General features: G+C 69.1%; 23 protein-coding genes. 17 read left to right on the top strand and 6 right to left on the bottom strand.

Annotated features, from left to right (window positions below; translation table 11 throughout):
- Positions 1 to 14 precede the first annotated feature (14 nt).
- From ACSFA5_RS13575 to ACSFA5_RS13530, 10 genes are all read left to right on the top strand, one after another.
- The gene (locus ACSFA5_RS13575; RefSeq protein ID WP_435444560.1) at positions 15 to 1,556 is read left to right on the top strand and encodes an alkaline phosphatase D family protein; all 1,542 of its coding nucleotides are present in this window, start codon (positions 15 to 17) and stop codon (positions 1,554 to 1,556) included.
- A 103-nt stretch (positions 1,557 to 1,659) separates the two neighbouring features.
- Complete coding sequence (locus ACSFA5_RS13570) at positions 1,660 to 2,670, top strand: aldo/keto reductase (RefSeq protein WP_435444559.1); 1,011 nt, start codon at positions 1,660 to 1,662, stop codon at positions 2,668 to 2,670.
- Between the two features lie 339 nt (positions 2,671 to 3,009).
- Positions 3,010 to 4,536 (top strand): efflux transporter outer membrane subunit, encoded by a 1,527-nt coding sequence (locus ACSFA5_RS13565; protein ID WP_435444558.1) that lies wholly within the window; start codon positions 3,010 to 3,012, stop codon positions 4,534 to 4,536.
- A 4-nt stretch (positions 4,537 to 4,540) separates the two neighbouring features.
- Positions 4,541 to 5,749 (top strand): efflux RND transporter periplasmic adaptor subunit, encoded by a 1,209-nt coding sequence (locus ACSFA5_RS13560; protein WP_435444557.1) that lies wholly within the window; start codon positions 4,541 to 4,543, stop codon positions 5,747 to 5,749.
- Positions 5,746 to 8,919 carry an efflux RND transporter permease subunit gene (locus ACSFA5_RS13555; RefSeq protein ID WP_435444556.1) on the top strand — a complete coding sequence of 1,058 codons (3,174 nt, stop codon included), beginning with the start codon at positions 5,746 to 5,748 and terminating at the stop codon, positions 8,917 to 8,919. Before ACSFA5_RS13560 ends, ACSFA5_RS13555 begins: the two co-directional genes overlap by 4 nt.
- Positions 8,920 to 8,962: 43 nt before the next feature.
- Positions 8,963 to 9,688, top strand: coding sequence for a heavy metal response regulator transcription factor (locus ACSFA5_RS13550; protein WP_435444555.1), 726 nt, complete (start codon positions 8,963 to 8,965; stop codon positions 9,686 to 9,688).
- Positions 9,685 to 11,070 carry a heavy metal sensor histidine kinase gene (locus ACSFA5_RS13545; protein ID WP_435444554.1) on the top strand — a complete coding sequence of 462 codons (1,386 nt, stop codon included), beginning with the start codon at positions 9,685 to 9,687 and terminating at the stop codon, positions 11,068 to 11,070. The genes ACSFA5_RS13550 and ACSFA5_RS13545 overlap by 4 nt, the downstream gene beginning before the upstream one ends.
- Before the next feature lie 141 nt (positions 11,071 to 11,211).
- The gene (locus ACSFA5_RS13540; protein ID WP_435444553.1) at positions 11,212 to 12,150 is read left to right on the top strand and encodes a DedA family protein/thiosulfate sulfurtransferase GlpE; all 939 of its coding nucleotides are present in this window, start codon (positions 11,212 to 11,214) and stop codon (positions 12,148 to 12,150) included.
- A 135-nt stretch (positions 12,151 to 12,285) separates the two neighbouring features.
- Entirely contained in the window at positions 12,286 to 13,566 is a 1,281-nt protein-coding gene (locus ACSFA5_RS13535) for an MFS transporter (RefSeq protein ID WP_435444552.1), read from the top strand.
- A gap of 15 nt (positions 13,567 to 13,581) precedes the next feature.
- Positions 13,582 to 14,595 (top strand): hypothetical protein, encoded by a 1,014-nt coding sequence (locus ACSFA5_RS13530; protein WP_435444551.1) that lies wholly within the window; start codon positions 13,582 to 13,584, stop codon positions 14,593 to 14,595.
- 61 nt (positions 14,596 to 14,656) lie between these two features.
- Here the strand turns inward: ACSFA5_RS13530 and ACSFA5_RS13525 are convergent, their stop codons facing one another.
- The gene (locus ACSFA5_RS13525) at positions 14,657 to 15,076 is read right to left on the bottom strand and encodes a hypothetical protein (RefSeq protein WP_435444550.1); all 420 of its coding nucleotides are present in this window, start codon (positions 15,074 to 15,076) and stop codon (positions 14,657 to 14,659) included.
- On the bottom strand, positions 15,067 to 15,312 hold the full coding sequence (locus ACSFA5_RS13520) for a hypothetical protein (protein ID WP_435444549.1): 246 nt from the start codon (positions 15,310 to 15,312) through the stop codon (positions 15,067 to 15,069). Before ACSFA5_RS13520 ends, ACSFA5_RS13525 begins: the two co-directional genes overlap by 10 nt.
- 145 nt (positions 15,313 to 15,457) lie before the next feature.
- Here ACSFA5_RS13520 and ACSFA5_RS13515 point away from each other — a divergent pair, with 145 nt between their 5' ends.
- Together ACSFA5_RS13515 and ACSFA5_RS13510 are read left to right on the top strand one after the other, a co-directional pair.
- Positions 15,458 to 16,840 carry a cache domain-containing protein gene (locus tag ACSFA5_RS13515; RefSeq protein ID WP_435444548.1) on the top strand — a complete coding sequence of 461 codons (1,383 nt, stop codon included), beginning with the start codon at positions 15,458 to 15,460 and terminating at the stop codon, positions 16,838 to 16,840.
- Positions 16,837 to 17,472 (top strand): response regulator, encoded by a 636-nt coding sequence (locus ACSFA5_RS13510; protein ID WP_435444547.1) that lies wholly within the window; start codon positions 16,837 to 16,839, stop codon positions 17,470 to 17,472. Before ACSFA5_RS13515 ends, ACSFA5_RS13510 begins: the two co-directional genes overlap by 4 nt.
- Before the next feature lie 82 nt (positions 17,473 to 17,554).
- Here the strand turns inward: ACSFA5_RS13510 and ACSFA5_RS13505 are convergent, their stop codons facing one another.
- Positions 17,555 to 18,751: an MFS transporter gene (locus ACSFA5_RS13505; RefSeq protein ID WP_435444546.1), complete on the bottom strand. Its 1,197-nt coding sequence runs from the start codon at positions 18,749 to 18,751 to the stop codon at positions 17,555 to 17,557.
- A 357-nt stretch (positions 18,752 to 19,108) separates the two neighbouring features.
- Here ACSFA5_RS13505 and ACSFA5_RS13500 point away from each other — a divergent pair, with 357 nt between their 5' ends.
- Both ACSFA5_RS13500 and ACSFA5_RS13495 read left to right on the top strand, forming a co-directional pair.
- Positions 19,109 to 19,396 carry an HU family DNA-binding protein gene (locus tag ACSFA5_RS13500; RefSeq protein ID WP_435444545.1) on the top strand — a complete coding sequence of 96 codons (288 nt, stop codon included), beginning with the start codon at positions 19,109 to 19,111 and terminating at the stop codon, positions 19,394 to 19,396.
- A gap of 147 nt (positions 19,397 to 19,543) precedes the next feature.
- On the top strand, positions 19,544 to 20,089 hold the full coding sequence (locus ACSFA5_RS13495; protein ID WP_435444544.1) for a C40 family peptidase: 546 nt from the start codon (positions 19,544 to 19,546) through the stop codon (positions 20,087 to 20,089).
- A 54-nt stretch (positions 20,090 to 20,143) separates the two neighbouring features.
- On the opposite strand, the gene ACSFA5_RS13490 is transcribed toward ACSFA5_RS13495, so the two are convergent.
- Together ACSFA5_RS13490 and ACSFA5_RS13485 are read right to left on the bottom strand one after the other, a co-directional pair.
- The gene (locus ACSFA5_RS13490) at positions 20,144 to 20,479 is read right to left on the bottom strand and encodes a hypothetical protein (RefSeq protein ID WP_435444543.1); all 336 of its coding nucleotides are present in this window, start codon (positions 20,477 to 20,479) and stop codon (positions 20,144 to 20,146) included.
- Between the two features lie 213 nt (positions 20,480 to 20,692).
- Positions 20,693 to 21,979, bottom strand: a complete 1,287-nt coding sequence (locus ACSFA5_RS13485) for an FAD-dependent oxidoreductase (protein ID WP_435444542.1) — start codon at positions 21,977 to 21,979, stop codon at positions 20,693 to 20,695.
- A gap of 177 nt (positions 21,980 to 22,156) precedes the next feature.
- On the opposite strand from ACSFA5_RS13485, the gene ACSFA5_RS13480 reads away from it, so the two are divergent.
- Positions 22,157 to 24,229, top strand: coding sequence for a carbon starvation CstA family protein (locus ACSFA5_RS13480; protein ID WP_435444541.1), 2,073 nt, complete (start codon positions 22,157 to 22,159; stop codon positions 24,227 to 24,229).
- A 4-nt stretch (positions 24,230 to 24,233) separates the two neighbouring features.
- Entirely contained in the window at positions 24,234 to 24,440 is a 207-nt protein-coding gene (locus ACSFA5_RS13475; protein WP_435444540.1) for a YbdD/YjiX family protein, read from the top strand.
- Here ACSFA5_RS13475 and ACSFA5_RS13470 read toward each other — a convergent pair.
- Positions 24,437 to 25,366, bottom strand: coding sequence for an AraC family transcriptional regulator (locus tag ACSFA5_RS13470; protein ID WP_435444539.1), 930 nt, complete (start codon positions 25,364 to 25,366; stop codon positions 24,437 to 24,439). The two genes, ACSFA5_RS13475 and ACSFA5_RS13470, sit on opposite strands and share 4 nt — an antisense overlap.
- 97 nt (positions 25,367 to 25,463) lie before the next feature.
- On the opposite strand from ACSFA5_RS13470, the gene ACSFA5_RS13465 reads away from it, so the two are divergent.
- Entirely contained in the window at positions 25,464 to 26,216 is a 753-nt protein-coding gene (locus tag ACSFA5_RS13465) for an SDR family oxidoreductase (protein ID WP_435444538.1), read from the top strand.
- Positions 26,217 to 26,264 lie beyond the last annotated feature (48 nt).

Here is a 26,264-nt window from a genome sequence, read left to right as displayed (position 1 = left end):
GCGTGCGAATGAAGATGGAACCACTTTCGCGCCGGCGCCTGCTGTGCGGCGGACTGGCCGCGGCGTCGCTGGGCCATCCCTTTCTTCGGCTGCAGGCGCAGCAGGCTTCACGCGAGCTGTTCACGCTGGGCGTGGCCTCGGGCACGCCGCGGCCCGACGGCTTCGTGCTGTGGACGCGGCTCGCGCCCGATCCGCTGCAGGGTGGCGGCATGGGCGATGCACCGGTCGAGGTGCGTTGGGAGGTGGCCGACGACGAGCGCTTCGGCCGCGTCCTCGCCAAGGGCTCGGCCACCGCGACCGAGGCGCTCGCGCACTCCGTGCACGCCGAGGTGAGCGGCCTCGCGCCGGGCCGGCCGTATTGGTACCGCTTCACGGCCGCCGGTGTGCGCAGCCCCACAGGCCGCACACGCACCGCGCCGGCCGACGCCGACGAGTCGACGCGGCCCGTGCGCTTCGCCTTCGCCTCCTGCCAGCACTACGAGCAGGGCTTCTACGCCGCCTACCGCGACATGGCCGAGCAGCCGCTGGACTTTGTCGTGCACCTGGGCGACTACATCTACGAAAGCTCGCGCGGCGCGGGTCGCGTGCGCCAGCACCAGGGCGGCATCCCGACGCAGCTGGCGGGTTTTCGCAACCGCTACGCGCTGTACAAGAGCGATCCGCACCTGCAGGCCGCGCACGCCGCCTTTCCCTGGCTGGTGACCTGGGACGACCACGAGGTGGCCAACGACTACACCAACGACGTGTCGCCGCGCACCGCCGACCCCGCGCAGTTTCTCGCGATGCGCGCGGCCGCCTACCAGGCCTGGTACGAGCACATGCCCGTGCCCGAGCGCATGCGCCCGCGCGGCGCCGACGCGGCCATCTACGGGCGCCATCGCTTCGGCCGCATGGTCGACCTGCTGCTGACCGACGGGCGCCAGTACCGCTCGCACCATGTGTGCCTGTCGGGCCGCAGCGCGTCGCCGCTGGCCGACTGCGCCGACCGCTTCGCGCCCGAGCGCAGTTTTTTCGGTGCGACGCAAGAGGCCTGGCTCGCGCGTGAACTCGCGGCGCCGCCCGCGCGCTGGACCGTGCTTGCGCAGCCCACGCTGCTGGCTGAGGCCGACCGCAAGCGCGGGCCCGAACACGGCTACTGGATGGACGGCTGGGACGGCTACGCCGCGGCGCGCACGCGCCTGCTCGACGGCATTGCCGCCAACAAGGCGAACGGCGGCAACGCGCTGGTGGTCAGCGGCGACGTGCATGCCTTCTGGGCGGCCGACCTGCGGCGCGACGCACAGGCTCCGGCCATCGCGACCGAGTTCGTCGGCGGCGCCATCACCTCGGAGGGGCCGAGCGCCGCGAGCGTGGCGAACATGCTCGCGAAGAACCCGCACCTGCGGTACGGGCGCGCGGACAAGCGCGGCTACGCGCTCGTGACGCTCGATGCCGGCGGCGCCGCGGTGGAGTTTCGCGCGGTGGACGACGAGACGCAGGCCGGCTCGGCCGTGCGCACCATGGCGCGCCTCGGCGTGGAGCGCGGTGCGCCGGGCGTGCATGTCGAAGGTGCATGAAGGTGCCTGGAGGCGCCTGAAACCCGCGTGCGCCTGAAGGATTGGACGGCCGTGTCTATGATGGCCGCCGCCCTTTTTCCTCACTTTCCGAGAGCGAAGCACCATGAGCATTCCCACCACCCGTCTCGGCCGCACGGGCCTCACCGTGTCGCGCCTGGCCCTCGGCACCATGACCTTCGGCCTGCAGACCGACGAGACGGTGTCGCACCAGATCCTCGACAAGGCGGCCGAAGGCGGCATCAACTTTCTCGACACCGCCGACGTGTACCCGCTGGGCGGCACCGTCGAGACCACCGGCCGCACCGAAGAAATCATCGGCCGCTGGCTGCAGAAGCAGGGCCCCGCGGGCCGCCGCCGCTTCGTCGTGGCCACCAAGGCGGTCGGCAAGGTCGGCCCCAACAGCTGGGACCAGGGTGCGTCGCGCAAGCATCTGCTGGACGCCATCGACGCCTCGCTCAAGCGGCTGCAGACCGACCACGTCGACCTGTACCAGCTGCACAGCGACGACCGCGAGACGCCGCTCGAAGAGAGCCTGGAGGCGCTGGACATCATCGTGAAGTCGGGGCGCGCGCGCTACATCGGCGTGTCGAACTTCCTGGCCTACCGGCTGGCGCGGGCGCTGGGCAAGGCCGAGCTGCACAAGCTCACGCGCTATGTGTCGGTGCAGCCGCGCTACAGCCTGCTGTTCCGCGAGATCGAGCGCGAGCTGCTGCCGCTGGTGGGTGAAGAAGGCCTGGGCGTGATTCCCTACAACCCGCTGGCCGGCGGGTTGCTGACCGGCAAGTACAAGGCCGGTGCGAAGCCCGAGGAGAACACCCGCTTCACGCTGGGCACCGCCGGCAACATGTACCAGGACCGGTACTGGAACGAGCGCAGCTTCCACACCGTGACGCAGTTGCACAAGCTGGCCGACGAAGCCGGCGTGCCGCTGGCGACGCTGGCGGTGGCGTGGGTGATGGCGAATCCGCTCATCACCGCGCCGCTGCTGGGGGCGAGCCGGCCCGAGCAGCTGGACGCGACGCTTGCCGCGGCGCAATACAAGCTGGACCCGGCGTTGAAGCAGAAGCTGGACGACCTGACCGCCGAATACCGCAAGGGCGACGCGCCCCGCTGACCCCGGGTATTTCTCCTTCCCCTCCCGGGGGAAGGCCGGGATGGGGGCAGGCGGCCTTCGAGCAGGCGCTGCGCTTTTGCAGGCGCCGCCGTGCCCCCACCCCAGCCCTCCCCCGGAAGGGGAGGGAGCAAGACGGGCTCCGCTCCTTCCCCCTTTGGGGGAAGGCTGGGATGGGGGCAAGCGGCCTTCGAGCAGGCGCTGCGCTTTTGCAGGCGCCGCTTGCCCCCACCCCAGCCCTCCCCCAGCAGGGGAGGGAGCAAGAGCAACAGCCGAAACTGTCAGAACTGTCAGTCAACCGACAGCAAGCGGTTCGATGCAGGTGCCTAGAGTGCTTTCATCATGGATTCACTCGCCGCAATCCCCCCATCGCGCAAGCTCTTCAGGCCGTCCGCCATCGCGATGGCCGCCTTGCTCCTCGCAGGCTGCGCCGTCGGCCCCGACTACGTTCGCCCGCAGATGGACCTGCCGGTCGCCTACAAGGAAACCGGCGGCCCCTGGAAAACCGCCGCACCGCAGACCATCGACGCCGACCACCCCTGGTGGGACGCCTACGGTGACAGCACCCTCGGCGACCTGATCGTCCAGGCCAACGCGGCCAACCAGAACATCCGCGTCGCCGAGGCGCAATACCGCGAGGCGCAAGCCATCACCGCGGCTGCGCGCGCCAACTTCTTTCCGACCGTCGGGCTGAACGCCGGCGCCAGCCGCGCGCAGACCAACAGCACCGGCACCGTCAAGCGGGTCACCGCCGACACCCTGGGCCTGGGCGCCAGCTGGGAGCCCGACATCTGGGGTGCCGTGCGCCGCTCGGTCGAGGCCGGCAGCGCCAGCGAACAGGCCAGCGCCGACGACCTGGCCGGCGCGCGCCTGAGCATCCAGACCACGCTCGCGCAAGACTACCTGCAGGTGCGCGTGATCGACCTGCAGCGCGACCTGTACGCCAGCACCACCGCGGCCTACGCCAAGGCGTTCGAGCTCACGCAGCACCAGTACGCCGCCGGCACCGTGCTGCGCTCCGACGTGGCGCTTTCCGAAAGCCAGCTCAAGACCGCCCAGGCCCAGGCCGTGGACCTCGAAGCCCAGCGCGCGCTGCTCGAACACGCCATCGCGGTGCTGACGGGACAGGCGCCGTCTTCGTTCGCGCTGGCACGGCTCGAGTCGCCGTCGCCGTCGCAGCCGCCGACGGCCGAGTCGCTGTCTTCTTCCGCCGCGCTGCGCGTGCAGTTGCCGGTCACGCCCACGGGCCTGCCGTCTGCGCTGCTCGAACGCCGCCCCGACATCGCCGGCGCCGAGCGCCGCGTGCAGGCCGCCAACGCCAACATCGGCGTGGCCAAGGCGGCGTACTTTCCGCAGATCGTGCTCAGCGCCAGCGGCGGGTTCAGCGCGGCCAACATGGCATCGCTGTTCAACACGCCCAGCCGCGTGTGGTCGCTGGGCGCGGCGCTGGCGCAAACGGTGTTCGACGGCGGCTTGCGCAAGGCGCACAGCGACCAGGCCGTGGCCGCCTACGACGTCTCGGTGGCGCAATACAAGCAGACCGTGCTCGGCGGCTTCCAGCAGGTGGAAGACAACCTGGCCACGCTGCGCGTGCTCGACAGCGAATCTGCCCTGCAGGCCGACGCGGTGCGCGCTGCGCAGCTCGCCGAGCGCCTGGCGCTGAGCCAGTACCGCGCGGGCACCGCCACCTACCTCAGCGTGGTGACGGCGCAGACGCTCTCGCTCACCAACCAGCGCACCGCCGCGCAGGTGCTGGGCCGCCAGCTGGCCGCCAGCGTGTCGCTGATCGCGGCCACGGGCGGCGGCTGGAACGCCACCGACAACGCCGCTGCGAGCACCGCCGCCGCATCCCAGACTTCCGGAAACTGACGCCATGACGACGACCACCGCAACGCCCCCCCTTCACCAGCGCCGCGCCACCTGGCTCGCCGCCGCCACGCTCGTGGTGCTCGTGGGCGGCGGCGCCTGGGCGCTCGCGCCCCATGCGGCCCACGCCGCCAAGCCCGACGCGCCCAAGACGCCGCCGGTGCAGGTGACCACGGCGCGTGTCGCCTCGCAGAGCGTGCAGGTCTACCGCTCGGGCATCGGCACCGTCGCCTCGATGGCCACCGTGACGGTGAAGGCGCGCATCGACGGCCAGCTCGACAAGGTCGGCTTCGTCGAGGGGCAGGACGTGAAGGCCGGCCAGCTGCTCGCGCAGCTCGACCCGCGCACGCTGCAGGCGCAGCTCGCCCAGGCCCAGGCCACCAAGGCCAAGGACAGCGCGCAGCTCGCCAATGCGCGCGCCGACCTCCAGCGCTACACCACGCTGCTGGGCCAGGACGCCGCCACGCAGCAGCAGGTCGACACGCAGAAGGCGCTGGTCAACCAGCTGCAGGCATCGGTGCAGAACGACGCCGCGCAGGTGCAGTACGCCGAGGTGCAGCTGAGCTTCACGCGCATCGCCTCGCCCATGAACGGGCGCGTGGGTGCGCGGCTGGTGGACCCCGGCAACATCGTGCATGCGACCGACGCCAACGGCCTGGTCGTCATCAACCAGATCGACCCCATCGCCGTGCAGTTCACGCTGCCCGAAGACGCGGTGCAGGACATCAACCGCGTGCAGCAGCAAAGCACGCAGCCGCTGGCGGTGGTGGCCTACGACCGCAGCGGCGCGCAGATGCTGGGCACCGGCAAGCTGATCTTGCTGAACAACCAGATCGACACCACCAGCGGCACCGTGCAGCTCAAGGGCAGCTTCGCCAACCCGCAGCACACGCTGTGGCCCGGCCAGTACGTCAACGTGCGGCTGCAGCTGGAGCGCCGGGCCGACTCGCTCACCGTGCCCGCCGCCGCCATCCAGCGCGGCCAGAGCGACACCTACGTCTGGGTGATCGATGCCGAGAACAAGGCCGAGAACGTGCCCGTGCACGTGGTGCAGATCGCCGACGGCACGGCCGTCGTCGACAAGGGCCTGAACGCCGGCCAGCGCGTGGTGACCGACGGGCAGTACAAGCTCAAGGCCGGCGTGAGCACGGTGGAGCCGCCGCCCGCCGCGAAGAATGCGGACGGCAAGAAGCCCGCCGGCGGGAGCAGCAATTGAGCATTTCCGCCGCCTTCATCAAGCGCCCCATCGGTACCACGCTGCTGGCGCTGGCCATCCTGCTGGTGGGTGCGGCGGTGTTCCCGCTGCTGCCCGTGGCGCCGCTGCCGCAGGTCGACTTTCCGACCATCCAGGTGTCGGCCAACCTGCCGGGCGCCAGCCCGGAGACCATGGCGTCGAACGTGGCGCAGCCGCTGGAGCGGCAGTTCTCGCTCATTGCGGGCCTGTCGCAGATGACCTCGACCAGCGGCCTGGGCTCCACGCAGATCACGCTGCAGTTCGACCTGGACCGCAGCATCGACGCCGCCGCGCTCGACGTGCAGGCCGCCATCAACGCATCGACCGGCCAGCTGCCCGCCAACCTGCCGAGCCCGCCGACCTTTCGCAAGGTGAACCCGGCCGACTCGCCCATATTGATCCTGTCGGTGCAGTCGAAGACGCTGCCGCTGACCGAGGTGAACGACTACGCCGACAACATCCTGGCGCAGCAGATCTCGCAGATATCGGGCGTGGGCCTGGTCAACATCGGCGGCGTGCAGAAGCCGGCCGTGCGCATCCAGGTCGACCCCGCCAAGCTCGCCGCATTGGGCCTGGGCCTGGAAGACGTGCGCACCGTGCTCGCGTCGGCCACCGTCAACGCGCCCAAGGGCACCATCGACGGCCCCAACCAGAGCTTCACCGTCTACACCAACGACCAGCTGCTGAAAGCGCAGCCCTGGAACGACGTGGTGCTGGCCTACCGCAACGGCGCGCCCATTCGCGTGCGCGACCTGGGCGTGGCGGTCGACGGCCCCGAGAACGCCAAGATCGCCGGCTGGGCCTACGCGGGCGCCGCCGCGCCCGAAGGCAGCACCGTGCAGAACGGCCGTTCCATCGTGCTGGCCATCACCAAGCAGCCGGGCGCCAACGTCATTGAAACGGTCGACCGCATCAACGCCGCGCTGCCGCGCCTGAAGGCATCGATTCCGCCGACGGTGGAAGTCAACGCCATCATCGACCGCACGCAGACCATCCGCGCGTCGGTGAAGGACGTGGAGTTCACGCTGCTGCTGACCATTGCGCTGGTGGTGGCGGTGATCTTCGTGTTCCTGCGCAACGTGCCGGCCACGCTCATTCCGAGCGTGACGGTGCCGCTCGCGCTGCTTGGCACCGTGGCCGTCATGTACCTGCTGGGCTACAGCCTGGACAACCTCTCGCTGATGGCGCTGACCATCGCGGTGGGCTTCGTGGTGGACGACGCCATCGTGATGCTGGAGAACATCTACCGCTACGTGGAAGAGGGCATGTCGGCGATGGAGGCCGCGTACAAGGGCGCCAGCGAAATCGGCTTCACCATCATCTCGATCTCGGTGTCGCTCATCGCGGTGTTCATTCCGCTGCTGCTCATGGGCGGCATCGTGGGGCGGCTGTTTCGCGAGTTCGCGGTGACGGTCACGCTGACCATCGTGGTGAGCGTGGTGATCTCGCTCACGCTCACGCCCATGCTGTGCTCGCGCTTTTTGAAGAACGAGCACGGGCGCAAGCACGGCCGGCTCTACCAGCTGTGCGAGCGCGGCTTTGACGCCATGCTCAACGGCTACAAGCGCGGGCTGCACGTGGTGCTCGACCACCAGTTCATCACGCTCATGGTGTTCCTCGCCACGGTGGCGGCCACGGCGGTGCTGTTCGTCGTGATTCCGAAGGGCTTCTTTCCGCAGCAGGACACCGGCTTCATCTCGGGCTTTGCCGAGTCGGCGCAGGACGCATCCTTCGCCTCGATGAACGCGCGCATGCTGGCGCTGGCCGACGTGGTGCGCAAGGACCCCGACATCACCGGCTTCGGCATGAACGGCAGCTCGTCGACCTACAACACCGGCAACTTCTTCATCAGCCTGAAGCCCAAGGACGAAGGCCGCACGGCCACGGCCGACGAAATCATCACGCGGCTGCGTCCGCAGCTGGCCAAGGTGCAGGGCGTGAACCTGTTCCTGCAGGCGGGGCAGGACATTCGCGTGGGCGGCCGCTCGTCGCGCACGCAATACCAGTACACGGTGACCGACGCCAACCTCGACGAGCTCAACACCTGGGCGCCGCAACTGCTCGCGCGCTTCAAGCAGGTGCCCGAGATCACCGACCTGGCCTCCGACCAGCAGAACGCCGCCGCGTCGGCCGTGCTGACCATCGACCGCGACCGGGCGTCGAGCTTCGGCATCACGCCCGCCGTGATCGACGCCACGCTGTACGACGCCATCGGCCAGCGCCAGGTGGCGCAGTACTTCACGCAGCTCAACAGCTACCACGTGGTGCTGGAGGTGACGCCCGCGCTGCAGCAAGACCCGGCGCTGTTCAGCAAGCTGTACCTCAACTCGCCGCTCACCGGCCAGCAGGTGCCGCTGTCGACCTTCGTGAAGGTGGACACCAGCAAGACGGCCTACCTGTCGATCAGCCACCAGGGCCAGTTTCCGGCCGTGACCATCTCGTTCAACCTGGCGCCGGGCCATGCGCTGGGCGACGCGGTGGACGCCATCAACAAGGCGCAGGCCGACATGGGGCTGCCGCAGTCGCTCACCGGCTCGTTCCAGGGCACGGCGCAGGCGTTTCAGGATTCGCTGTCTTCGCAGCCCTACCTGATCGCCGCGGCGCTGGTGGCGGTGTACATCGTGCTGGGCCTGCTGTACGAGAGCTACATCCACCCGCTGACCATCCTGTCGACGCTGCCCTCGGCCGGCGTGGGGGCGTTGCTGATATTGATGGCGGGGGGCTACGACCTGAGCGTGATCGCGTTGATCGGCATCATCCTGCTGATCGGCATCGTGAAGAAGAACGGCATCATGATGATCGACTTCGCGCTCAAGGCCGAGCGCGAGCAGGGCATGTCGCCGCACGACGCCATCTACCAGGCCTGCCTGCTGCGGTTCCGCCCGATCATGATGACCACCATGTGCGCGCTGCTCTCGGGCCTGCCGCTGATGCTGGGCCACGGCTCGGGCTCCGAGCTGCGCCGCCCGCTGGGCTACGCGATGGTCGGCGGGCTGATACTCTCGCAGGCACTCACCCTGTTCACGACCCCGGTGGTCTACCTGTACCTCGACCGCGCCCACTACTGGTACATGAACCGCAAGGAAGCGCGCAAGGCCCGCAAGGCCGCCCGCGCCGGCGAGGCGCCGCCGGTCGTCGAGGCGCACGGATGAGCGCCTGCTGAACCACGACAGCGACCAGAGACATCGCCCCGCCATGAAGATCCTGATTGTCGAAGACGAACTGAGAACCGCCGACTACCTCTCCAAGGGGCTGACCGAGCAGGGCTGCACCGTCGACATGGCGCACAACGGCATCGACGGCCAGCACCTGGCGCTCACGCACGACTACGACGTGATCGTGCTCGACGTGATGCTGCCCGGGCAGGACGGCTTCTCGGTGCTGCGCGAACTGCGCGCCGTGAAGCAGACGCCGGTCATCATGCTCACCGCGCGCGACCGCGTGGAAGACCGCATCAAGGGCCTGCACGAGGGCGCGGACGACTACCTCATCAAGCCCTTCTCGTTCCTGGAGCTGCTGGCGCGGCTGCAGGCGCTGAACCGGCGCGGCCGCAAGCAGGAGCCGATGCAACTGCGCATCGCCGACCTGCAGGTCGACCTGCTGGCGCGCAAGGCCTTTCGTGGCAGCACCCGCATCGACCTCACGGCCAAGGAGTTCGCGCTGCTGGCCGTGCTCGCAAGGCGCCAGGGCGAGATCCTGTCGAAGACGGCCATCGCCGAGCTGGTGTGGGACATGAACTTCGACAGCAACACCAACGTGGTCGAGGTGGCCATCAAGCGGCTGCGCGACAAGATCGACGTGCCCTTCGGCACCAAGCTGCTGCACACCATCCGCGGCATGGGCTATGTGATGGAGGTGCGTGACGAGGCCAACGCCGCCGCCGGTGAACAAGGCCGGCACGGGGAGGGCGCCGCGCCGTGAAGCGCTCGATCACCGCGCGGCTGGTGCTCATGTTCGCCGCCGCGGCGCTGGCCACCTTCACGCTGGCCGGCTTCGCGCTTCACAACGTGCTGGCCCGCGAACTCGAACGCCACCAGTACGAAGAGCTCGACACCACCGTGAAGAGCCTGCAGTTCTGGATCAACGCCATCGGCAGCCCCGAGCGCTGGGCGCGCGTGCAGGCGCGCATGGACACGCTCACGCCGGAAGACGGCAGCGTGCGTTTCTGGGTGCTCAGCGACGACCCGCGCTTCCAGTACGGCAAGGGCCTGGCCGAGATCGACGGCCTCACGCGCGAGGCCAACGGCCACACCAGCGCCATCGTGCTGCCGGGCGAAGAAAAGCCGTTTCGCACGCTGTCCGTGCACATCGGTGCCTTCGAGCAGCGCCCGGCCGTGCGGCTGATCGTCGGGCGCAACACCGAGCCTTATGCGCGCACGCGGCACACCTTCCTGACGGCCCTGGTCGCGCTGGGCGTGGGCGCCATGCTGGCGGTGGCCTTCATGGGCTACTGGATCGCCCGCGTGGGGCTGCGGCCGCTGGAGCGGCTGTCGGCCGAGGCGCAGGCGCTGCGGCCCAAGACGCTGTCGCAGCGGCTACGCTCGGAGCCGTTGCCGGTGGAACTGTCGGCGCTGGCCGAGGCCTTCAACGGCGCGCTCGGCCGGCTCGAAGAAGCCTACGGGCAGCTCGAGTCGTTCAACGCCGACGTGGCGCACGAGCTGCGCACGCCGCTGGCCAACCTCATCGGCAGCACGCAGGTGGCGCTGTCGCGCCAGCGCAGCGCGGGCGAGTTCCAGGAGGTGCTGCAGGCCAACCTGGAAGACCTGGAGCGGGTGCGCTCCATCGTCAACGACATGCTGTTCCTGGCGCGCGCCGACCGCGGCGAGGTGGCCACCGGGCTGGTGCTCACGCCGGTGGCGCAGGAGGTGCGCAAGACCATCGAGTTCTTCGAGTTCGTGCTCGACGAGACCCGCACGCAGGTGGCCATCGAAGGCGACGTGCTGGCGCAGGCCCGGCTGGAAAGCGCGCTGTTCCGCCGCGCCATGTCCAACCTGCTGCAGAACGCCATCGAGCATTCGAAGCCGGGCGCGCAGATTGCCGTCACGCTGCGCGAGGAGGCCGCCTCGACCTGGATCACCGTGTCGAACCCCGGCGCGCCCATCGACGCGCAGCATCTGCAGCATTTGTTCGACCGCTTCTACCGCGTGGACGCCGCGCGCAACGACGGCGGCGGCGAGCACCACGGCCACGGCCTGGGGCTGGCCATCGTGAAGGCGGTGGCGAGCATGCACGGCGGGCAGGTCTCTGCATCGAGTGAAGACGGACTGAATACCTTCGGATTCAGCGTATCGCGCGCCGCCTGACAAACCGGCCGGCTTCAGCCGCTTTTCAATGGCCTGCCCCCGGTACGTTCTTGGGCCATGCCGGACAATCGACGGTGGCATGAACCCCCCACCCATCCCGCGACGCCTCGCAGCACCCCTCGCACCCCCAGGACACCCCGCATGGCACAGCTGATGTCATTGCTCGTGCAGAACGCGATTCTTGTGGTGTTCGCCGCCAGCTTCGCCGCCCGCCTGGGCCTGCCCGTGCCGGCCGCCGCCGTGCTGGTGCTGACCGGCGCGCTGCTGGCCGCGGGCGATGTGTCGGTGCCCGGCGTGGTGCTGGCCGCGGTGGTGGCCAACCTGCTGGGCGACGGCGCCTGGTTCTATGCGGGCCGGCGCTTCGGCTACCGCTTCATGCGGCTGCTGTGCCGCATCTCGCTGTCGCCCGACACCTGCGTGCGGCGCGGCGAATCGCTCATCACCGAGTGGGGCGGCCTGTCGCTGGTGGCGGCCAAGTTCGTGCCGGGCGTCTCGGTGGTGGCACCGCCCATGGCCGGCGCGCTGGGCATGTCGGTGCGGCGCTTCATCGGGTTCGACATTGGCGCCGCGCTGGTCTGGACGGGGCTCTTTCTCGGGCTGGGCTGGGTGTTTCGCAACCAGATCCAGGACGTGCTGGCCGTCATGGCGCAGGCCGGCGGCATCGCCACCATCGCGCTGGCGGTGCTGCTGGTGGTCATCCTGGCGGTGCGCTACTGGCGCCGCCGCGCGTTCATGCGGCTCACCGGCATGCCGCGCATCTCGGTGGACGAGCTGCACGAACTGCTCGAAGGCGAAGCGCCGCCGCTGATCATCGACGTGCGGGGCAAGGCCGGCATGCAGGTCGACCCGCGCCGCATACCGGGGGCGCAGTCGTACACGCTCAAGGCACTGCAGCAGCGCGGGCTCGACCTGTCGCATGCGGCGGGGCGCGACGTGGTGTTGTACTGCAACTGCCCCAACGAGGTGTCGGCCGCGCAGGCCGCACGCGTGCTGCTGTCGCGCGGCGCCAGGCGGGCGCTGCCGCTCACGGGCGGGCTCGATGCCTGGGTGGCCTCGGGGCGGCCGACCAGCACCGACTGAGCCGGTCGGCGCCTGGCCTGCAGGAACCGGGTGGCCGTGCTAAGGTGCCCCGGCCCGGGTCAACCCTTGGCCACCCCTCTTTTTCTCCGTCGTCCCCGACACCTCCCGACTCCCCGACAGCTACCGAGGCCCTTCGTGCCGCTTCCCGACGCCCCCCTTCCCACTGCCGCGCAGAGCGCCCGCGCCGACGCGTCCGACCGGGCCAACGCGCAAGCCGAGGCCGCGCATGCGCCCGGCCTCAGCCCGGCCCTTACGCTGGTCTTCGCCATCGCCTGCGGCCTGTGCGTGGCCAACATCTACTACGCCCAGCCGCTGATCGGCCCCATCTCCGAGACGCTGCAGCTGCACGCCGGCCTGGCCGGGCTGATCATGACGCTCACGCAGCTCGGCTACGGCGCCGGCCTGCTGCTGCTGGTGCCGCTGGCCGACGTGGTGGAGAACCGCCGGCTCATCGTGGGGGCGCTGTTCGGCGCGGTCATCGGGCTGGTGGGCATTGCGCTGTCGGACTCGGCCGTCACCTTTCTGGCCGCCTCGTTCCTCGTGGGCACGTGCGCCGTGGCGGCGCAGGTGCTGCTGCCCTTCGCCTCGCACCTCGCGCCCGAGGCCTCGCGCGGCAAGGTGGTCGGCAACATCATGGCCGGGCTGCTGGGCGGCATCATGCTGGCGCGGCCTTTTGCCAGCCTGGTGGCCTCGGCGCTGGGCTGGCGCGCGGTGTTCTGGGTGTCGGCCGCGCTGATGGCCTTGCTCATCGCGGTGCTGTGGCGCGCGCTGCCCGAGCGCCGGCCGCATGCGTCGGTGGGCTATGCGCGCACCATGGCCTCGCTGCCCGGCATCGTGTGGAACACGCCGCTGCTGCGCCGCCGCGGGTTCTATCAAGGAATGATGTTCTCCGGCTTCCAGGTGTTCTGGACGGCCGTGCCGCTGGCGCTGGTGCACGAGTTCGGCCTGGGCCAGCGCGGCATTGCGCTGTTCGCGCTGGCCGGTGCGGCCGGTGCCTTGCTCGCGCCCGTGGCGGGCCGCTTGGCCGACCGAGGGCTCACCCGCCCGGCCACCGGCTGGGCCATCGTGGTGGCGCTGCTGTCGTTCGTGCTGGGTGCCGTGTCCATGCACTTCCATTCGCTGGCGGGGCTGGTGGTGGCGGGCATCCTGCTCGACGGCGCGGTGCAGCTGTGCCAGGTGCTGAACTTCCGCAGCCTGTTCATGCTGGCGCCGGAGCTGCGCGGGCGGCTCAACGGGCTGTTCATGACCTTCATCTTCATCTGCGCGGCGGTGGCCTCGGGCATTGCGGCGGCCGTGTATGCCTTCCATGGGTGGACCGGGCTGTGCCTGCTGGGCGGCGGGTACGTGATGGTGGCGCTCCTGTACTACGCGACCGAGTTCCGCAGCCAGCCTGCGGCCGTCGCCGTGGGCCGATAAACGGCGTCCGACCCGATGCTGCAGTCGGCAGGAAGCCCGCCGGTTTTTTCTCGGCACATCCAGGTCACCCAGATCGACGGGGTGCGCATCTGGCCGACCCTGCTGGTCTGCGCGCTCTACACGCTGCTGATCGGCGCGGCCTCGGTGTGGGTCATCGACATGGAGGCGACCGGCTGGTACATCGCGCTGGGCATGGTGGCCTGGCTGGCGCTGTTCGCGCTGTGGCTGGTGGGCCTGGTGGTCGTCGTGCGCGCCTGGATCTGGGTCGAAACGCACTGGCTGCGAGCGGGCGAGCGCAGACCGGCGCCGTTCCACGCGAGCACCCAGGTCGAGGTCGGCGAAGACGGCCTGCACGTGCAGGGCCTGGGCCGTGTCGACTGGATCGACGTTCTGGCGCTCGAGGGCATTCCCGACAGCGACAACTACCTGATCGTTCACACCCGGCCGTTCAAGAAGCTGATGCTCACGGCGCCCGTCGACGAGCTGGCCCCGGCCATCAACCACTACCTCGAACGCTCAAGCAACGCCGGGGCAACGCCCAAGGCAACGCGCGCCACCGCCCTGCAAACCCGTGCCATGGTGTTCTGCTGGCGGTGCTTTCTCGCCTGGGTCTGGGCGGGCTACGCGCTGGCCGGTGCCGCGGGCATCGCGTTGCTGCTGAACGCATCCGACGCAGGGTTCCTGAAGACCGTGGTGGGGTTGTGCGTGCTCATGCCGTTGATCGCGTGGCTGGTGTGGGCCGTTCCTTTCTCGCGCATCAGCACCTTCTCGCATACGCGCGTGCGCGCCTTCGCGCTTGACGGCACGCGCTTGCGCAGCATCGACGGTGAATGGCAGGCCGACTTGCTGCAGGCCCGCGTCAGCCATCGCCGTGTGAGCGGGCTTGGCTACGAGTTCAGTTTTCTTGCCGTTCGGCCGAAGGAGGGCAAGGGGCGAGACCTGTTGCTGGAGGGCGGCGCGGATCAAGAAGCGCTGCTGGACGCCTTGTGCGAGCGGGGCGTGCTGCCGCAGGCGAACGCCGGGCGTTGAGCGGCCCGTGACCTTGGTTGCTGCAGCAGCCGGTGCCGTCAGCGGACAAGCCCGCGCTGCCTCATCGCCATTGCGTCATCGGGCACTCCAGCACGAGCCGCTCCGAACGAGCTGAATCGCGCCATTCAGGTTGTGCGCGCTGGCGGAAGGACTCGAGGGACGGATAGCCGTCCGCAGTCCAGTCCGTGCCTTCCACCTGCGTCAGCGAAAGCACTTCGTACAGACACCTGCCACCGTGCGCCTTGAGACGAAAGACGACCTCCCGTTTCCCGTCGACCAGGCGCCGCTCCAGAACCTCGTAGGCACTGCTTCGGCAGGCGCTGAAACTCGACTTCCACTCGATGGTTTTGCTGCGCACATCGAGGGTGCCGTTGCAGGCCCTGCCGGTGCCACTGAACGCCCCGGTGAATGCGGTATCGGCGGCGGCAGTCGCGCAGGCGAATGCCAGCAGGCACAGTCCGATGTCTTTGGCTAGTTGCATGCAGGAGCCTCCGCTTCTTTGCGCACCGCTGTCAAGGCATAGCTCAGTTTGCTGGCATACACCGCATCTCCACCCGCGTTGTAGTAAGTCGCCACGCTCGACGCAGTGATGGGTTTCCAACCCGTGATGACTCGTTGAATGGATGCCTTTCGGTAGTGCAAGACCTCTCCCGGACGCAGCAACTCCCACCCTTCTAAGTCCTGTTTCGGCGTCGCCGTCTTGCGTGCCTTTGTCATGTTTTCTTCCCTCTGTAGTTGGTGTGCCGGTGTTTTAGGCTGATACGTCGCCGGACACTGTCACCCAACGTCACTGCATCGGAATTCCTGCACAGACCGGCGAGCCAGGTTCGCTTTTTCACCCCGGTGGTAGCCTTGCCCCCCGATGAACCTCCGCTCCAAGATCGTCGCGCTGGCCGTGGCCCCGCTGCTCGTCGCACTGGTGCTGGTGGCCCTGGCCGTGCGCCACCAGGAGCACGACCTCGCGCAGCGCGAGCGGGCCCTCATCGAGCGCAGCTACATGGCCCAGCGCCGCAGCGAGCTGCGCAGCTACGTCGACCTGGCCGTGAGCAACCTGCTGCCGCTGTACGAATCGGGCCAGGACGACGAGGCCACCCGCAACGAGGCGCTGCGCCGGCTGGCCGCGCTGAACTACGGCGACGACGGCTACTTCTTCGTGTACGACCTCGAGGGCAACTCCCTCATGCACTCGCGCCAGCCCGAGTTGGTCGGGCGGAACCTCTGGGAGCTGAAGGATTCGCGCGGCCGCTTCACCATCCAGGAGCTCATCAAGGGCGCCAAGGACAACGGCGGCGGCTACGTCGAGTACGAATGGCGCAAGCCCTCCAGCGCGCAGATGGCGCCCAAGCTCGGCTACGTCACCGCCATGCCGCGCTGGAACTGGATGGTCGGCACCGGCCTGTACCTGGACGACATCCAGTCGACCATGGACACGCTCGACCGGCAGATGAACGCCAACGTCACCGCCACGCTGCTGTGGATCGCCGGCATTGCCGCGCTGTGCCTGGGCACGGTCAGCGCCGCGGGGCTGCTGCTGAACCTCAGCGAGCACCGCACCGCCGAGGCCAAGCTGCGCCTGTTGGCGCGGCGCGTGGTGCAGTCGCAGGAAGAAGAGCGCGGCCACCTCGCGCGCGAGCTGCACGACGGCACCAGCCAGACGCTGGTGTCGGCCAAGCTGCTGATCGAGTCGGCCGTCGAGCAGCTCGACCGGCAGCACCAAGGCACGCCGCCCGCGCTGGGCAAGGCGCTGCAACGGTTGAACGATTCGCTCATCGAGGTGCGCCGCATCTCGCACCGCCTGCGCCCCGCCTTGCTCGACACGCTGGGCCTGCCCGCCGCGCTGGAACGGCTGGTCGACGAGTTCCGTGAAGAGGGCGCCGTCGACGCGTCGATGATGATCGGCGGCGAAGCCTTCGAGCTGCAGCCCGAGGTGAAGACCGCGCTCTTTCGCCTGACGCAGGAAGCGCTGACCAACGTGCGCAAGCACGCGCAGGCGCAGCACGTGAACATCGAGCTGAACTTCGACGAAGAAGAGGGCGTGCGGCTCGAAGTGAGCGACGACGGCACCGGCTTCGACATCGACGCCGTGCAGCTCGACCCGCGCCGCGGCATCGGCCTGCGCAACATGCGCGAGCGCATGGAGGCCATCGGCGGCAAGCTCGTCGTGTGCTCCAACGACGGGCGCACCGCCATCGAGGCCGAGGTGCCGGTGCGCAATGCGCGGGCCGAGGCGGCGGTGTCCGCATGACGAACACGGTGCGCCTCTTTCTGGTCGACGACCACCCGCTGGTGCGCGACGGCCTGCGCGCGCGGCTGGGCTCCATGCCCAACCTGGAGATCGTCGGCGAGGCCGGCAACGCGGCCGAGGCGCTTGCGCAGATCGACAGCGTGCAGCCCGACCTGATGCTAATGGACGTCGGCATGAAGGACATGAACGGCATCGACCTGGCTGCGCTGCTGCTGCAACGCCGGCCCGCCACGCACATCGTGATGCTCAGCATGTACGACAACCCCGAGTACGTGCAGAAGGCCTTGCAGGTGGGCGCGCGCGGCTATGTGCTGAAAGACGCGCCGGCGGCGGAGATCGTCGCGGCCATCGAGGCCGTGTCGGCAGGCGGCACCTTCCTGAGCCCGGCCGTGTCGAAGAAGCTGTTCCGCACGCAGGCGCCGAGGCCCTTGCTCACCCCGCGCGAAAGCCAGATTCTTTCGGCGCTGGGGCGGGGCGAGTCGAGCAAGCAGATTGCGCGCGACCTGTCGTTGAGCGTGCGCACGGTGGAGGCGCACCGCCAGAGCATCAAGCGGCGGCTGGGCATCGAGGGGCAGGCGGAGCTCATCAAGTACGCGGTGGAGCATGCGCGGGAGTTCGGGCAGGGCGGTTGATTGCGTGCACTCTGGAGTGTGGGAAAGCACTCGTCGCACCACTGGCGAGTGCCGAGGCCACGCCCTGTCTGGCCCGCTCGCCTCACCCTCTGCCGATGCGCAAAGACGGCAGCAGGCACAACGCTGCGCAGGTCGCGCCGGCCCCGACGAGAAAGGCCGTCGGAATGCCGAACCATTGCGTCGCGAAACCGACCGCCGGGCCGGTCACGCCCAGCGCGATGTCGGCGAAGGCGATGAAGTTGCCCACCGCACGGCCGCGCTGTTCAGGCGGAGCGGACCGCGTGGCGATGACGCCCATCGCCGGGAACACGAGCGAGAAGCCGAGCCCGGTCAACGTCGCTCCGAGCACGGCCATTCCCGGCGCGGGTGCGCACCAGATCAGCACCTGCCCCACGGCCTCGAAGGCCAATGAACCCACGGCGACTTTCGTTGCGCCGAAGCGGTCGGGAAGGCCCGAGCCGACGAGGCGCACGACGACATAGGCGGCACCGAAGCCCAGCAGCGCCGTGCCGGCGTGCGGCCAGCCGTGCGCCGCGTAGTCGAGCGTCAGGAAGGCCGCCATCGCGGCGTAAGGCACGGTCGCCAGCGCCAGCACCAGGCCCGGTCGCCAGATGAGGCCGAGCACGCGATGGAAGGCCACGCGATGCCCACCTGCAGCGGGAACAGCCGGCAGCCGCACGGCGATGACCCAGGCCAGCATCGGCGTCGGCACCGCAAGAGCGCCGACGCCGGCAAAGCCCCAGTGCGCTTGCACGGCCAGCCCCAGCGGTGCGCCGAGCCCGAGCGCGGCGTAGATCGCAATGCCCGTCCACGACATGACCTTGCCGGTGCGCTCGGCGCCCATGCGCGCGATGCCCCAGCTCATCAGGCCGGTCAGGAACAGGCTCTCGCCGAAGCCCGCCACCAGCCGCCCGAGCAGCAGCACGGCCAGCTTGGCAACGGGGTCGATGGGCAACATGCTCGACAGGGCATAGGCCAGGCCCGAGCAGGCGGTCAGTGGAAGCCCGAGAAGCACGGCCGCGCGGGGCCCGCGCTGGTCGCACAGGGTGCCCGCCTGGTGGCGGGTCAGCAAGGTGGCCAGCGACTGGGCGCCGATGACCCAGCCTACGGTGAGCGCACCGAACCCGAGGTGATCGCGCACCTCGAGTGCCAGCGCGGCCAGCGGAACGCTGATTGCAAGAAAGCCCAGGAACACCGCGAGCACCACGGGCACGAGGCCGGTGAAAGCAGAGGGGGTCCCGAGCGGGCGAACGGATACGGGTGTGAAGAGTGATGTCATGCCAATGCGCGTCTTTATGGATCGAGATATTCCCCACTGGGATCCTCTCGACAAAGGACGCGTTGGATGACGGTAACGCTTACGGCAGCGCCATGGCGGGCTGCGGCGGCGACTATAAACGCGGCGCCGCACGATCGTCAATACGCATGGAACGGATGCGTCGGTATGTCTCGAACGCCTACACGAACAGAGGACACCCGGCACTGGCAGGGGGAACCGGCTTCGATCACGATGTTTCAAATTCGAACCCCCTGCGAATCCAGATCGCCCCGGCAGGGCGTTTAAAGTTCGTCCCCTCGCAGCGATTTCGCGCTGCGTACTTTCCCCACCGTTTCACTGAAAAAGGAATCCCCCGTTTTGAACAAGACCGAACTCATCGCCGCCATCGCCACCGACACCAACCTCAGCAAGGTCGATGCCGCCCGCGCTCTGGACTCCGCCCTCGACAACCTGTCGCGCGCCCTGGCCGGCGGCGACACGGTGCAACTGATCGGCTTCGGCGCCTTCTCGGTGGCCGCACGCCCCGAGCGCACCGGCCGCAACCCGTCGACCGGCGAGCCGATGACCATCAAGGCCAGCAAGGCGCCCAAGTTCACCGCCGGCAAGGCGCTGAAGGACGCGGTCAACGTCGCTCCCGCCGCGTAAAAAGCACCCTCGTGTGCAAGACGCCCTTCGGCGGCCCCGGTGCAACCGCATCGGCCGCGAAGGGCGTTTCGCTTTCAGGGCTTGTCTTCACGGTGGCGCTGCGTTCCGCGATAGAGTCCGCGAACGCCCACAGACCCGCCTTCCGCCATGCAAGACGCACTCTCTCCCCGGTCATCTTTTCGCATGCTGCAGCAGCGGCTCTTCAGGGTGCTGCCGATCATGGCCTGCATGTTGATCGTCGGCTGCGCCAGCCCTACGGGACCCAGGCCGCGGCAGGGGCAAGGGCAGGTGCCCGTCGTCACCGGCATTCCGCTGACGGACGAACAATCGAACAGCATCGCCATTCACGCGCTCGGCCTCGTCGGCACGCCGTACCGCTACGGCGGCAACACGCCCGACGGCGGCTTCGACTGCAGCGGGCTCATCGGCTACGTGTACTTCAACAGCGTGGGGCAATCGCCGCCGCGCACGGTCGCCCGCATGTCCGCTTTCGGGCGTCCGGTGGACATGTCGGACTTGCGCACCGGCGACCTGGTGCTCTTCGGTTCTTCCACGCCCTCGCACGCGGGCATCTACGTGGGCGGCGGGCGCTTCGTGCATGCGCCGTCGAGCGGTGGCGAAGTGCGGCTCGACAGGCTCGACGGGGTCTACTGGTCGCGCCAGCCGCAGCAAGCGCGCAGGCCCGGCGCCTGATCGCGTCGCGCGATGGCGCGCATTGACCGACCGGCCGCGCAACCCGCTGCGTCTTCAGTCTTCCAGATCGCGCTGCTTCCTTCGGCGCCATGCGATCCGCTCGTCGATGGAGCGGGCCGGCTTGCATGCCGGCCGCACGAGAGGCGCCGCGTTGCGCGTCAAAGGCTGCCAGTCGCTGGTGTGCTCCGACTGCGACAGGCTCAGCCACTCCGCCCCGCAATGGCTGCATGAAGCGACGAGCACACCACGTCCGCCATGCCGCCCGAGCACGGTCTGCTCGCCCAGCGCGGGCGTGCCGCAGCACGACCAGAACAGCGTCATGTCGGGCCGTGCCTGTGCCTGCCGGGCCCATGCCGCCGCGCGATACCAGAGCGTTGCGTTCAACGACATGTCAGGCCTTGGCAGCGCGCCGGCCCGAACCGTCGAGCTTGCGAACGCGCACCAGCGTTTCGGCTGAAATGACCCACACGGCCGCGATGACGGCCAAGCACACGATGTCCATGAATCACTCATGAAATTGCAAGGCATCGAGTGTCTGAAGCGCGGCATAAAAACGGCATCGAATGTTCACGCGTGCGCGTAAACAAGCCGTAAAAAAATCGCTCAGGCCCGCGGCGACTGCACGTGCTCCGGCCGCACACCGAGGCCCACCGCGCGCGCGGGCAGCCTGCGCAGCAACGGCCAGCGTGACAGCAGCCGCAACGGCCACGGCACATGCCCCGCCTTGGTGTCGACCTTGCCGCCCAGCACCGGCAGCAGCACGCGGTCTTGCACCAGCCGCTGCACCGCCTGCGTCACGCGCACGGGCCACTCCCTGCGGCGCTGCAACTGGGGCAGCAGGGTGTCGATCTGCTTGTCGGTGGCCGTGCCTGCAAGCGAGGCGGCCAGCAGGTTGGCGGCGGCCACGGCGTCCTGCACGGCCAGGTTGATGCCCACGCCCCCCACCGGCGACATGGCGTGCGCTGCGTCGCCGATGCACAGCATGCCTTTGCACGACCATGACTCGAGCCGGTCGACCGTCACTTCGAGCAGCTTCACTGCGTTCCAGTCGGGCAGCGCCTGCAGCAGCCGGTCGCGCATGAAGGGTGCGACCTTGGCGATTTCTGCGTGAAACGCGTCGATGCCGCGCGCCTTCAGCGCCTCGTGCCCGCCCTTGGGAATGACGAAGGCGCATTGCCAGTAGTCGCCACGGTTCAGCGTCACCAGGAAGTGCCCGCCGGCAATGTGGCCCGCGGTGGCCTCGGGGTCGCCGGGCTGCTTGGGAATGCGCATCCACAGCACGTCGATGGGCGCGCCGTAGCTGATGTGCGGCAGGGCCGCGGCGTCGCGCAGCGTGGAATGCCGGCCGTCGGCCGCCACCACCAGCGAGGCGTGCAGCTCGACGTCCTGCGGCTTGCCTGCGCGCCCGCCTCGCCGCACCCTCACACCGTTGACGCGCCCGTTGTCCTGCAGCAGGCCGACGGCCTCGGCGTCGGTCCACAGCTCGAAGCCCGGGTAGCGCCGCGCCTCCTCGCACATGAAGTCCAGAAACTCCCACTGCGGCATGAGCACGAGAAACTTGCTGTGCGAGGGCAGGTGGGTGAAGTCGGCAACTGGAAAGCCCTGTCCTTCGAAGGTGGCGCGCAGTTCATCGACACGGTCGTGCGGACGCTGAAGAAAGGCGTCGAGCAGGTCCAGCTCGTGCAGGATTTCCAGCGTCGACGGATGCACCGTGTCCCCGCGAAAGTCGCGCAGAAAGTCGAGGTGCTTTTCCAGCACCACGACGTGGACGCCGGCGCGTGCCAGCAGCAGGCCCAGCACCATGCCGGCCGGCCCGCCGCCGGCAATGCAGCAGCGTGGGGGTGTGTAGCTTGCGTTGATTTCTCTTGCTCCCTGGCGACAGGAGAACATCTTCCGGTCTGGCGTGGTTCGCGCGTGTAGGCACTGAGGCATTGAAACGCGTGGCGGTTTGCGCACGATGCGGGTTTTCCATTACGCAAAGCCACGCACACGCAACGCGCGGTTCGACGGATGCGCATCGGCTCCAGCCCGGGAAGACTCTGCGGGTTCAATCTTGGAGACAACCGCATGCACAGCATCCGCCGCCACCTGGTGTGGCTGGTCGTGGCCGTGGTCGGCGCATTCGCGCTCGGCACCGTGGCCCTGACCCGTGGTGAAAGCGTCAACGCCCTCTGGGTGGTGGCCGCCGCGATCTGCACCTACCTCATTGCCTACCGCTACTACAGCCTGTTCATCGCCGAAAAGGTGCTGGGCCTGGACGGCAACCGCAAGACGCCCGCGCACCGCCACAACGACGGGCTGGACTACGTGCCGACCGACAAGAACGTGCTGTTCGGCCACCACTTCGCGGCCATCGCGGGGGCAGGCCCGCTGGTGGGCCCGGTGCTCGCCGCGCAGATGGGCTACCTGCCCGGCCTGCTGTGGATCCTGGCGGGCGTGGTGTTCGCCGGCGCGGTGCAGGACTTCATCATTCTCTTCATCTCCACGCGGCGCGACGGCCGCTCTCTGGGCGACCTCGTCAAGCAGGAGATGGGCGTGGTGCCCGGCATGATCGCGCTGTTCGGCACCTTCATGATCATGATCATCATCCTGGCGGTGCTGGCCCTCATCGTGGTGAAGGCGCTGGCCGAATCGCCTTGGGGCACCTTCACGGTGGCCGCGACGGTGCCGGTGGCGCTGTTCATGGGCGTGTACCTGCGGTTCATTCGCCCGGGGCGCATCGGCGAGGTGTCGCTCATCGGCTTCGTGCTGCTGATGCTGGCCATCTTCGGCGGCCAGGCCGTGAGCCAGAGCGCCGAGTGGGCGCCGCTCTTCACCTTCGACGGCAAGGCGCTCACCTGGATGCTGGTGGGCTACGGCTTCGTGGCCGCGAGCCTGCCGGTGTGGCTGCTGCTGGCGCCGCGCGACTACCTGTCGACCTTTTTGAAGATCGGCACCATCATCGCGCTGGCCATCGGCATCATGTTCGTGATGCCCACGCTGCAGATGCCGGCCGTCACGCAGTTTGCGCAGGGCAACGGCCCGGTGTGGTCGGGCAGCCTGTTCCCGTTCCTGTTCATCACCATCGCGTGCGGCGCGGTGTCGGGCTTTCATGCGCTCATTTCTTCGGGCACCACGCCCAAGATGCTCGACAACGAGCGCCATGCGCGCTTCATCGGCTACGGCGGCATGCTGGCCGAGTCGTTCGTGGCGGTGATGGCGCTGGTGGCGGCCTCGTGCATCGAGCCGGGCGTCTACTTTGCGATGAACAGCCCCGGCGCGCTGGTCGGCACCACGGCGCAGCAGGTGGCGGCCACGGTGTCGAGCTGGGGCTTCGTGATCACGCCCGAGATGCTGCTGCAGACCGCGAAGGACGTGGGCGAAACCACCATCCTCGGCCGCGCGGGCGGCGCGCCCACGCTGGCGGTGGGCATGGCCCACATCCTCCACCAGGTGATCGGCGGGCAGGCCATGATGGCCTTCTGGTACCACTTCGCGATCCTGTTCGAGGCGCTGTTCATCCTCACCGCGGTGGACGCCGGCACCCGCGCCGGCCGCTTCATGCTGCAGGACCTGCTGGGCAGCTTCGTGCCCGCGCTCAAGCGCACCGATTCGCTGCCGGCCAACCTGGTCGCCACCGGCCTGTGCGTGGCGGCATGGGGCTACTTTCTGTACCAGGGCGTGGTCGATCCGCTGGGCGGCATCAACACGCTGTGGCCGCTCTTCGGCATCTCCAACCAGATGCTGGCCGCGGTGGCGCTGCTGCTGGGCGTGGTGGTGCTGTTCCGCATGAAGCGCGAGCGCTATGCGTGGGTGGCGGCGGCGCCGGCCGCATGGCTGCTGGCCTGCACGCTCACGGCGGGCTGGCAGAAGATTTTTTCGGCCGACCCGAAGATCGGCTTTCTCGCGCACGCGGCCCGGTACACCGAAGGCATCGCCAACGGCGTGCTGGTGGCGCCGGCCAAGACGCCCGAGGCCATGTCGCGCATCGTGTTCAACGACCGGCTCGACGCCGCGCTGTGCGCGCTCTTCATGTTCGTGGTGCTGAGCGTGCTGGTCTACAGCATCAAGGCCAGCCTGGCGGCACGCGCGGCCCACCGGCCGACCACGCACGAGACGCCGTTCGAGCCGATGGGCGCGGCCTCGTCGGCGGCGCACTGACGCCATGGGCCTCGCATTGCCGGAAGCGGGGCGCTACATTGCGCGCTCGATCAAGCAGTCGCTGCGGCTCATGGTCGGGCTGCCCGACTACGACGTCTACCTGACGCACATCGCCGCCACGCACCCCGACCAGGCGCCCATGAGCTACGAGGCCTTCTTCCGCGAGCGGCTGGAGGCGCGGTACGGGGCGGGCAAGGGGCGGTGCTGCTAGGGCGGTACAGCGTCGATCCCGTTCCTCGAATAGCGCCCGGGCGGCACGCCCACATGCCGCGTGAACGCCACGCCGAAGGTGCTGACCGAGCTGTAGCCCACGCGCTCGGCGATCTCGGAAATCGCCAGCTCGCGCTGCCGCAGCAGCTGCCTGGCGAGCGCCATGCGCCATGCCAGCAGGTACTCCATCGGTGCGATACCCACCGCGCGGCTGAAGCGCGCGAAGAAGGCCGAGCGCGACATGCCTGCTTCTTGCGAGAGCTGCGCCACGGTCCATGCGTCTGAAGGGCGCTCGTGCATGCGCCGCAGCGCCAACGCGAGCTTCGTGTCGGCCAGGGCGCGCACCAGGCCCGCGGACGCCGCGGTGCCGGCCGACGACCGAAAAGCCTCGATCAGCAGCACCTCCAGCAGGCGGGCCATCACGATCTCGCGCGCCGGCCGGTCGGCGCGAGACTCCTCGCCAACCAGCTGCACCAGTGTCGACAGGCGCGGCTCGCCGCGCACGTGCAGCCACTGCGGCAGCAGCGACACCAGCAGCGCCGCGTCCGGTGAGCCGAACACGCAGTTGCCGACCCGCATGCGCACGTCCACCGTGCCGTTCGGGTCGCCCACGCGGGCACCGCCAGGCATCTGCACGATCGGCGTGGCGACGGCCTCTCCTTCGCGCGGCGGCTGCCGGTCAAGGCTGGACGTCGCGAAACTGCGCGCGGCGGGGATCAGCGCGAAGTCGCCCGCGTTCAGCGTGAGGGTGTCGCTGTGCGCCGGGCCGTCGACGGTCAGGTGGCAGCTGCCTTCGAGCACCACGAAGTAGAAAGGCCGGCCCGTTTCGGTGCGGCGCACCGCCCAGGGGGCCGACGCGACGACGAGCTTCGAGAACGGCGCCTCCGGGCGCAGCAACGCCACCACTTCCGCCAACGGGTCGACCATGCTGGACTCTCTCGACAAATGAATGGACTTGCGAGTGTAGTAAGTCCTGCTTGCGGTCCGTATCGTCGGGGCATCGTCAACCCAACGGAGTTACCCGATGTCCACCACTTCCACCGTCCTGATCACAGGTTGCTCTTCCGGCTTCGGCCTCGAGACGGCGCGCTTCTTCCTCGACAAGGGCTGGCATGTCGTCGCGACCATGCGCACGCCGCGCGACGACCTGCTGCCCCGCTCGGAGCGGCTTCGTGTGCTGCCGCTCGACGTGACCGACGCGCAGAGCGTGCAACGCTGTATCGAGGCGGCCGGGCCGATCGACGCGCTGGTCAACAACGCCGGCGTCGGCCTGCTGGCACCGCTGGAAGGCATGGCGTTGGCCGGTGCCCGCGAGGTGTTCGAGACCAACACGCTCGGCACCATCGCGATGACGCAGGCCGTGTTGCCGCAGTTCCGGCAGCGGCGATCGGGTGTCGTCGTCAATGTCACGTCGAGTGTCACGCTGATGCCCCTGCCGCTGCTGTCGGTCTACACCGGCAGCAAGGCGGCGGTGAATGCGTTCACGGAGTCGCTCGCCCTGGAACTGGCGCCCTTCGACGTCCGCATGCGCCTGGTGCTGCCGGGCCGCGCTCCCGGCACGAGCTTCGGCGACAACGCGCGCCAGCGGATGGGCGACAGCGTGCACGAAGCCTATGCGGACTTCAGGCAGCGCGTGTTCGCTGCGGTGCGCGACACCGCGACACCCGTCACGCACGCGCAGGACGTCGCCGAGGCCGTATGGCGCGCGGTGACCGACCTGGCGGCGCCGATGCGAATCCCGGCGGGCGCCGATGCCGTCGCGCTGGCGGGGGCGTGAGTCGGGCGCTGCAGCGGCATCGCGTTACGCTTCTTTCGCGCGGGTGGC

Origin of the sequence: Variovorax monticola (assembly GCF_051216855.1) — a bacterium.
Classification (GTDB): Bacteria; Pseudomonadota; Gammaproteobacteria; order Burkholderiales; family Burkholderiaceae_C; genus Variovorax.
Note: the sequence above shows the minus strand (reverse complement) of the source record. Positions and strands in the feature narration are given on the sequence as shown.

What these genes read in the sequence shown, in the direction of transcription:
- ACSFA5_RS13550 (WP_435444555.1), top strand. Translation starts at nt 8,963, where the DNA reads ATGAAGATCCTGATTGTCGAAGACGAACTGAGAACCGCCGACTACCTC.
- ACSFA5_RS13490 (WP_435444543.1), bottom strand. Translation starts at nt 20,479, where the DNA reads ATGTCGTTGAACGCAACGCTCTGGTATCGCGCGGCGGCATGGGCCCGG.
- ACSFA5_RS13565 (WP_435444558.1), top strand. Translation starts at nt 3,010, where the DNA reads ATGGATTCACTCGCCGCAATCCCCCCATCGCGCAAGCTCTTCAGGCCG.
- ACSFA5_RS13530 (WP_435444551.1), top strand. Translation starts at nt 13,582, where the DNA reads ATGCTGCAGTCGGCAGGAAGCCCGCCGGTTTTTTCTCGGCACATCCAG.
- ACSFA5_RS13495 (WP_435444544.1), top strand. Translation starts at nt 19,544, where the DNA reads ATGCAAGACGCACTCTCTCCCCGGTCATCTTTTCGCATGCTGCAGCAG.
- ACSFA5_RS13525 (WP_435444550.1), bottom strand. Translation starts at nt 15,076, where the DNA reads ATGCAACTAGCCAAAGACATCGGACTGTGCCTGCTGGCATTCGCCTGC.
- ACSFA5_RS13575 (WP_435444560.1), top strand. Translation starts at nt 15, where the DNA reads ATGGAACCACTTTCGCGCCGGCGCCTGCTGTGCGGCGGACTGGCCGCG.
- ACSFA5_RS13560 (WP_435444557.1), top strand. Translation starts at nt 4,541, where the DNA reads ATGACGACGACCACCGCAACGCCCCCCCTTCACCAGCGCCGCGCCACC.
- ACSFA5_RS13470 (WP_435444539.1), bottom strand. Translation starts at nt 25,366, where the DNA reads ATGGTCGACCCGTTGGCGGAAGTGGTGGCGTTGCTGCGCCCGGAGGCG.
- ACSFA5_RS13465 (WP_435444538.1), top strand. Translation starts at nt 25,464, where the DNA reads ATGTCCACCACTTCCACCGTCCTGATCACAGGTTGCTCTTCCGGCTTC.
- ACSFA5_RS13505 (WP_435444546.1), bottom strand. Translation starts at nt 18,751, where the DNA reads ATGACATCACTCTTCACACCCGTATCCGTTCGCCCGCTCGGGACCCCC.
- ACSFA5_RS13480 (WP_435444541.1), top strand. Translation starts at nt 22,157, where the DNA reads ATGCACAGCATCCGCCGCCACCTGGTGTGGCTGGTCGTGGCCGTGGTC.
- ACSFA5_RS13540 (WP_435444553.1), top strand. Translation starts at nt 11,212, where the DNA reads ATGGCACAGCTGATGTCATTGCTCGTGCAGAACGCGATTCTTGTGGTG.
- ACSFA5_RS13475 (WP_435444540.1), top strand. Translation starts at nt 24,234, where the DNA reads ATGGGCCTCGCATTGCCGGAAGCGGGGCGCTACATTGCGCGCTCGATC.
- ACSFA5_RS13515 (WP_435444548.1), top strand. Translation starts at nt 15,458, where the DNA reads ATGAACCTCCGCTCCAAGATCGTCGCGCTGGCCGTGGCCCCGCTGCTC.
- ACSFA5_RS13485 (WP_435444542.1), bottom strand. Translation starts at nt 21,979, where the DNA reads ATGTTCTCCTGTCGCCAGGGAGCAAGAGAAATCAACGCAAGCTACACA.
- ACSFA5_RS13570 (WP_435444559.1), top strand. Translation starts at nt 1,660, where the DNA reads ATGAGCATTCCCACCACCCGTCTCGGCCGCACGGGCCTCACCGTGTCG.
- ACSFA5_RS13510 (WP_435444547.1), top strand. Translation starts at nt 16,837, where the DNA reads ATGACGAACACGGTGCGCCTCTTTCTGGTCGACGACCACCCGCTGGTG.
- ACSFA5_RS13520 (WP_435444549.1), bottom strand. Translation starts at nt 15,312, where the DNA reads ATGACAAAGGCACGCAAGACGGCGACGCCGAAACAGGACTTAGAAGGG.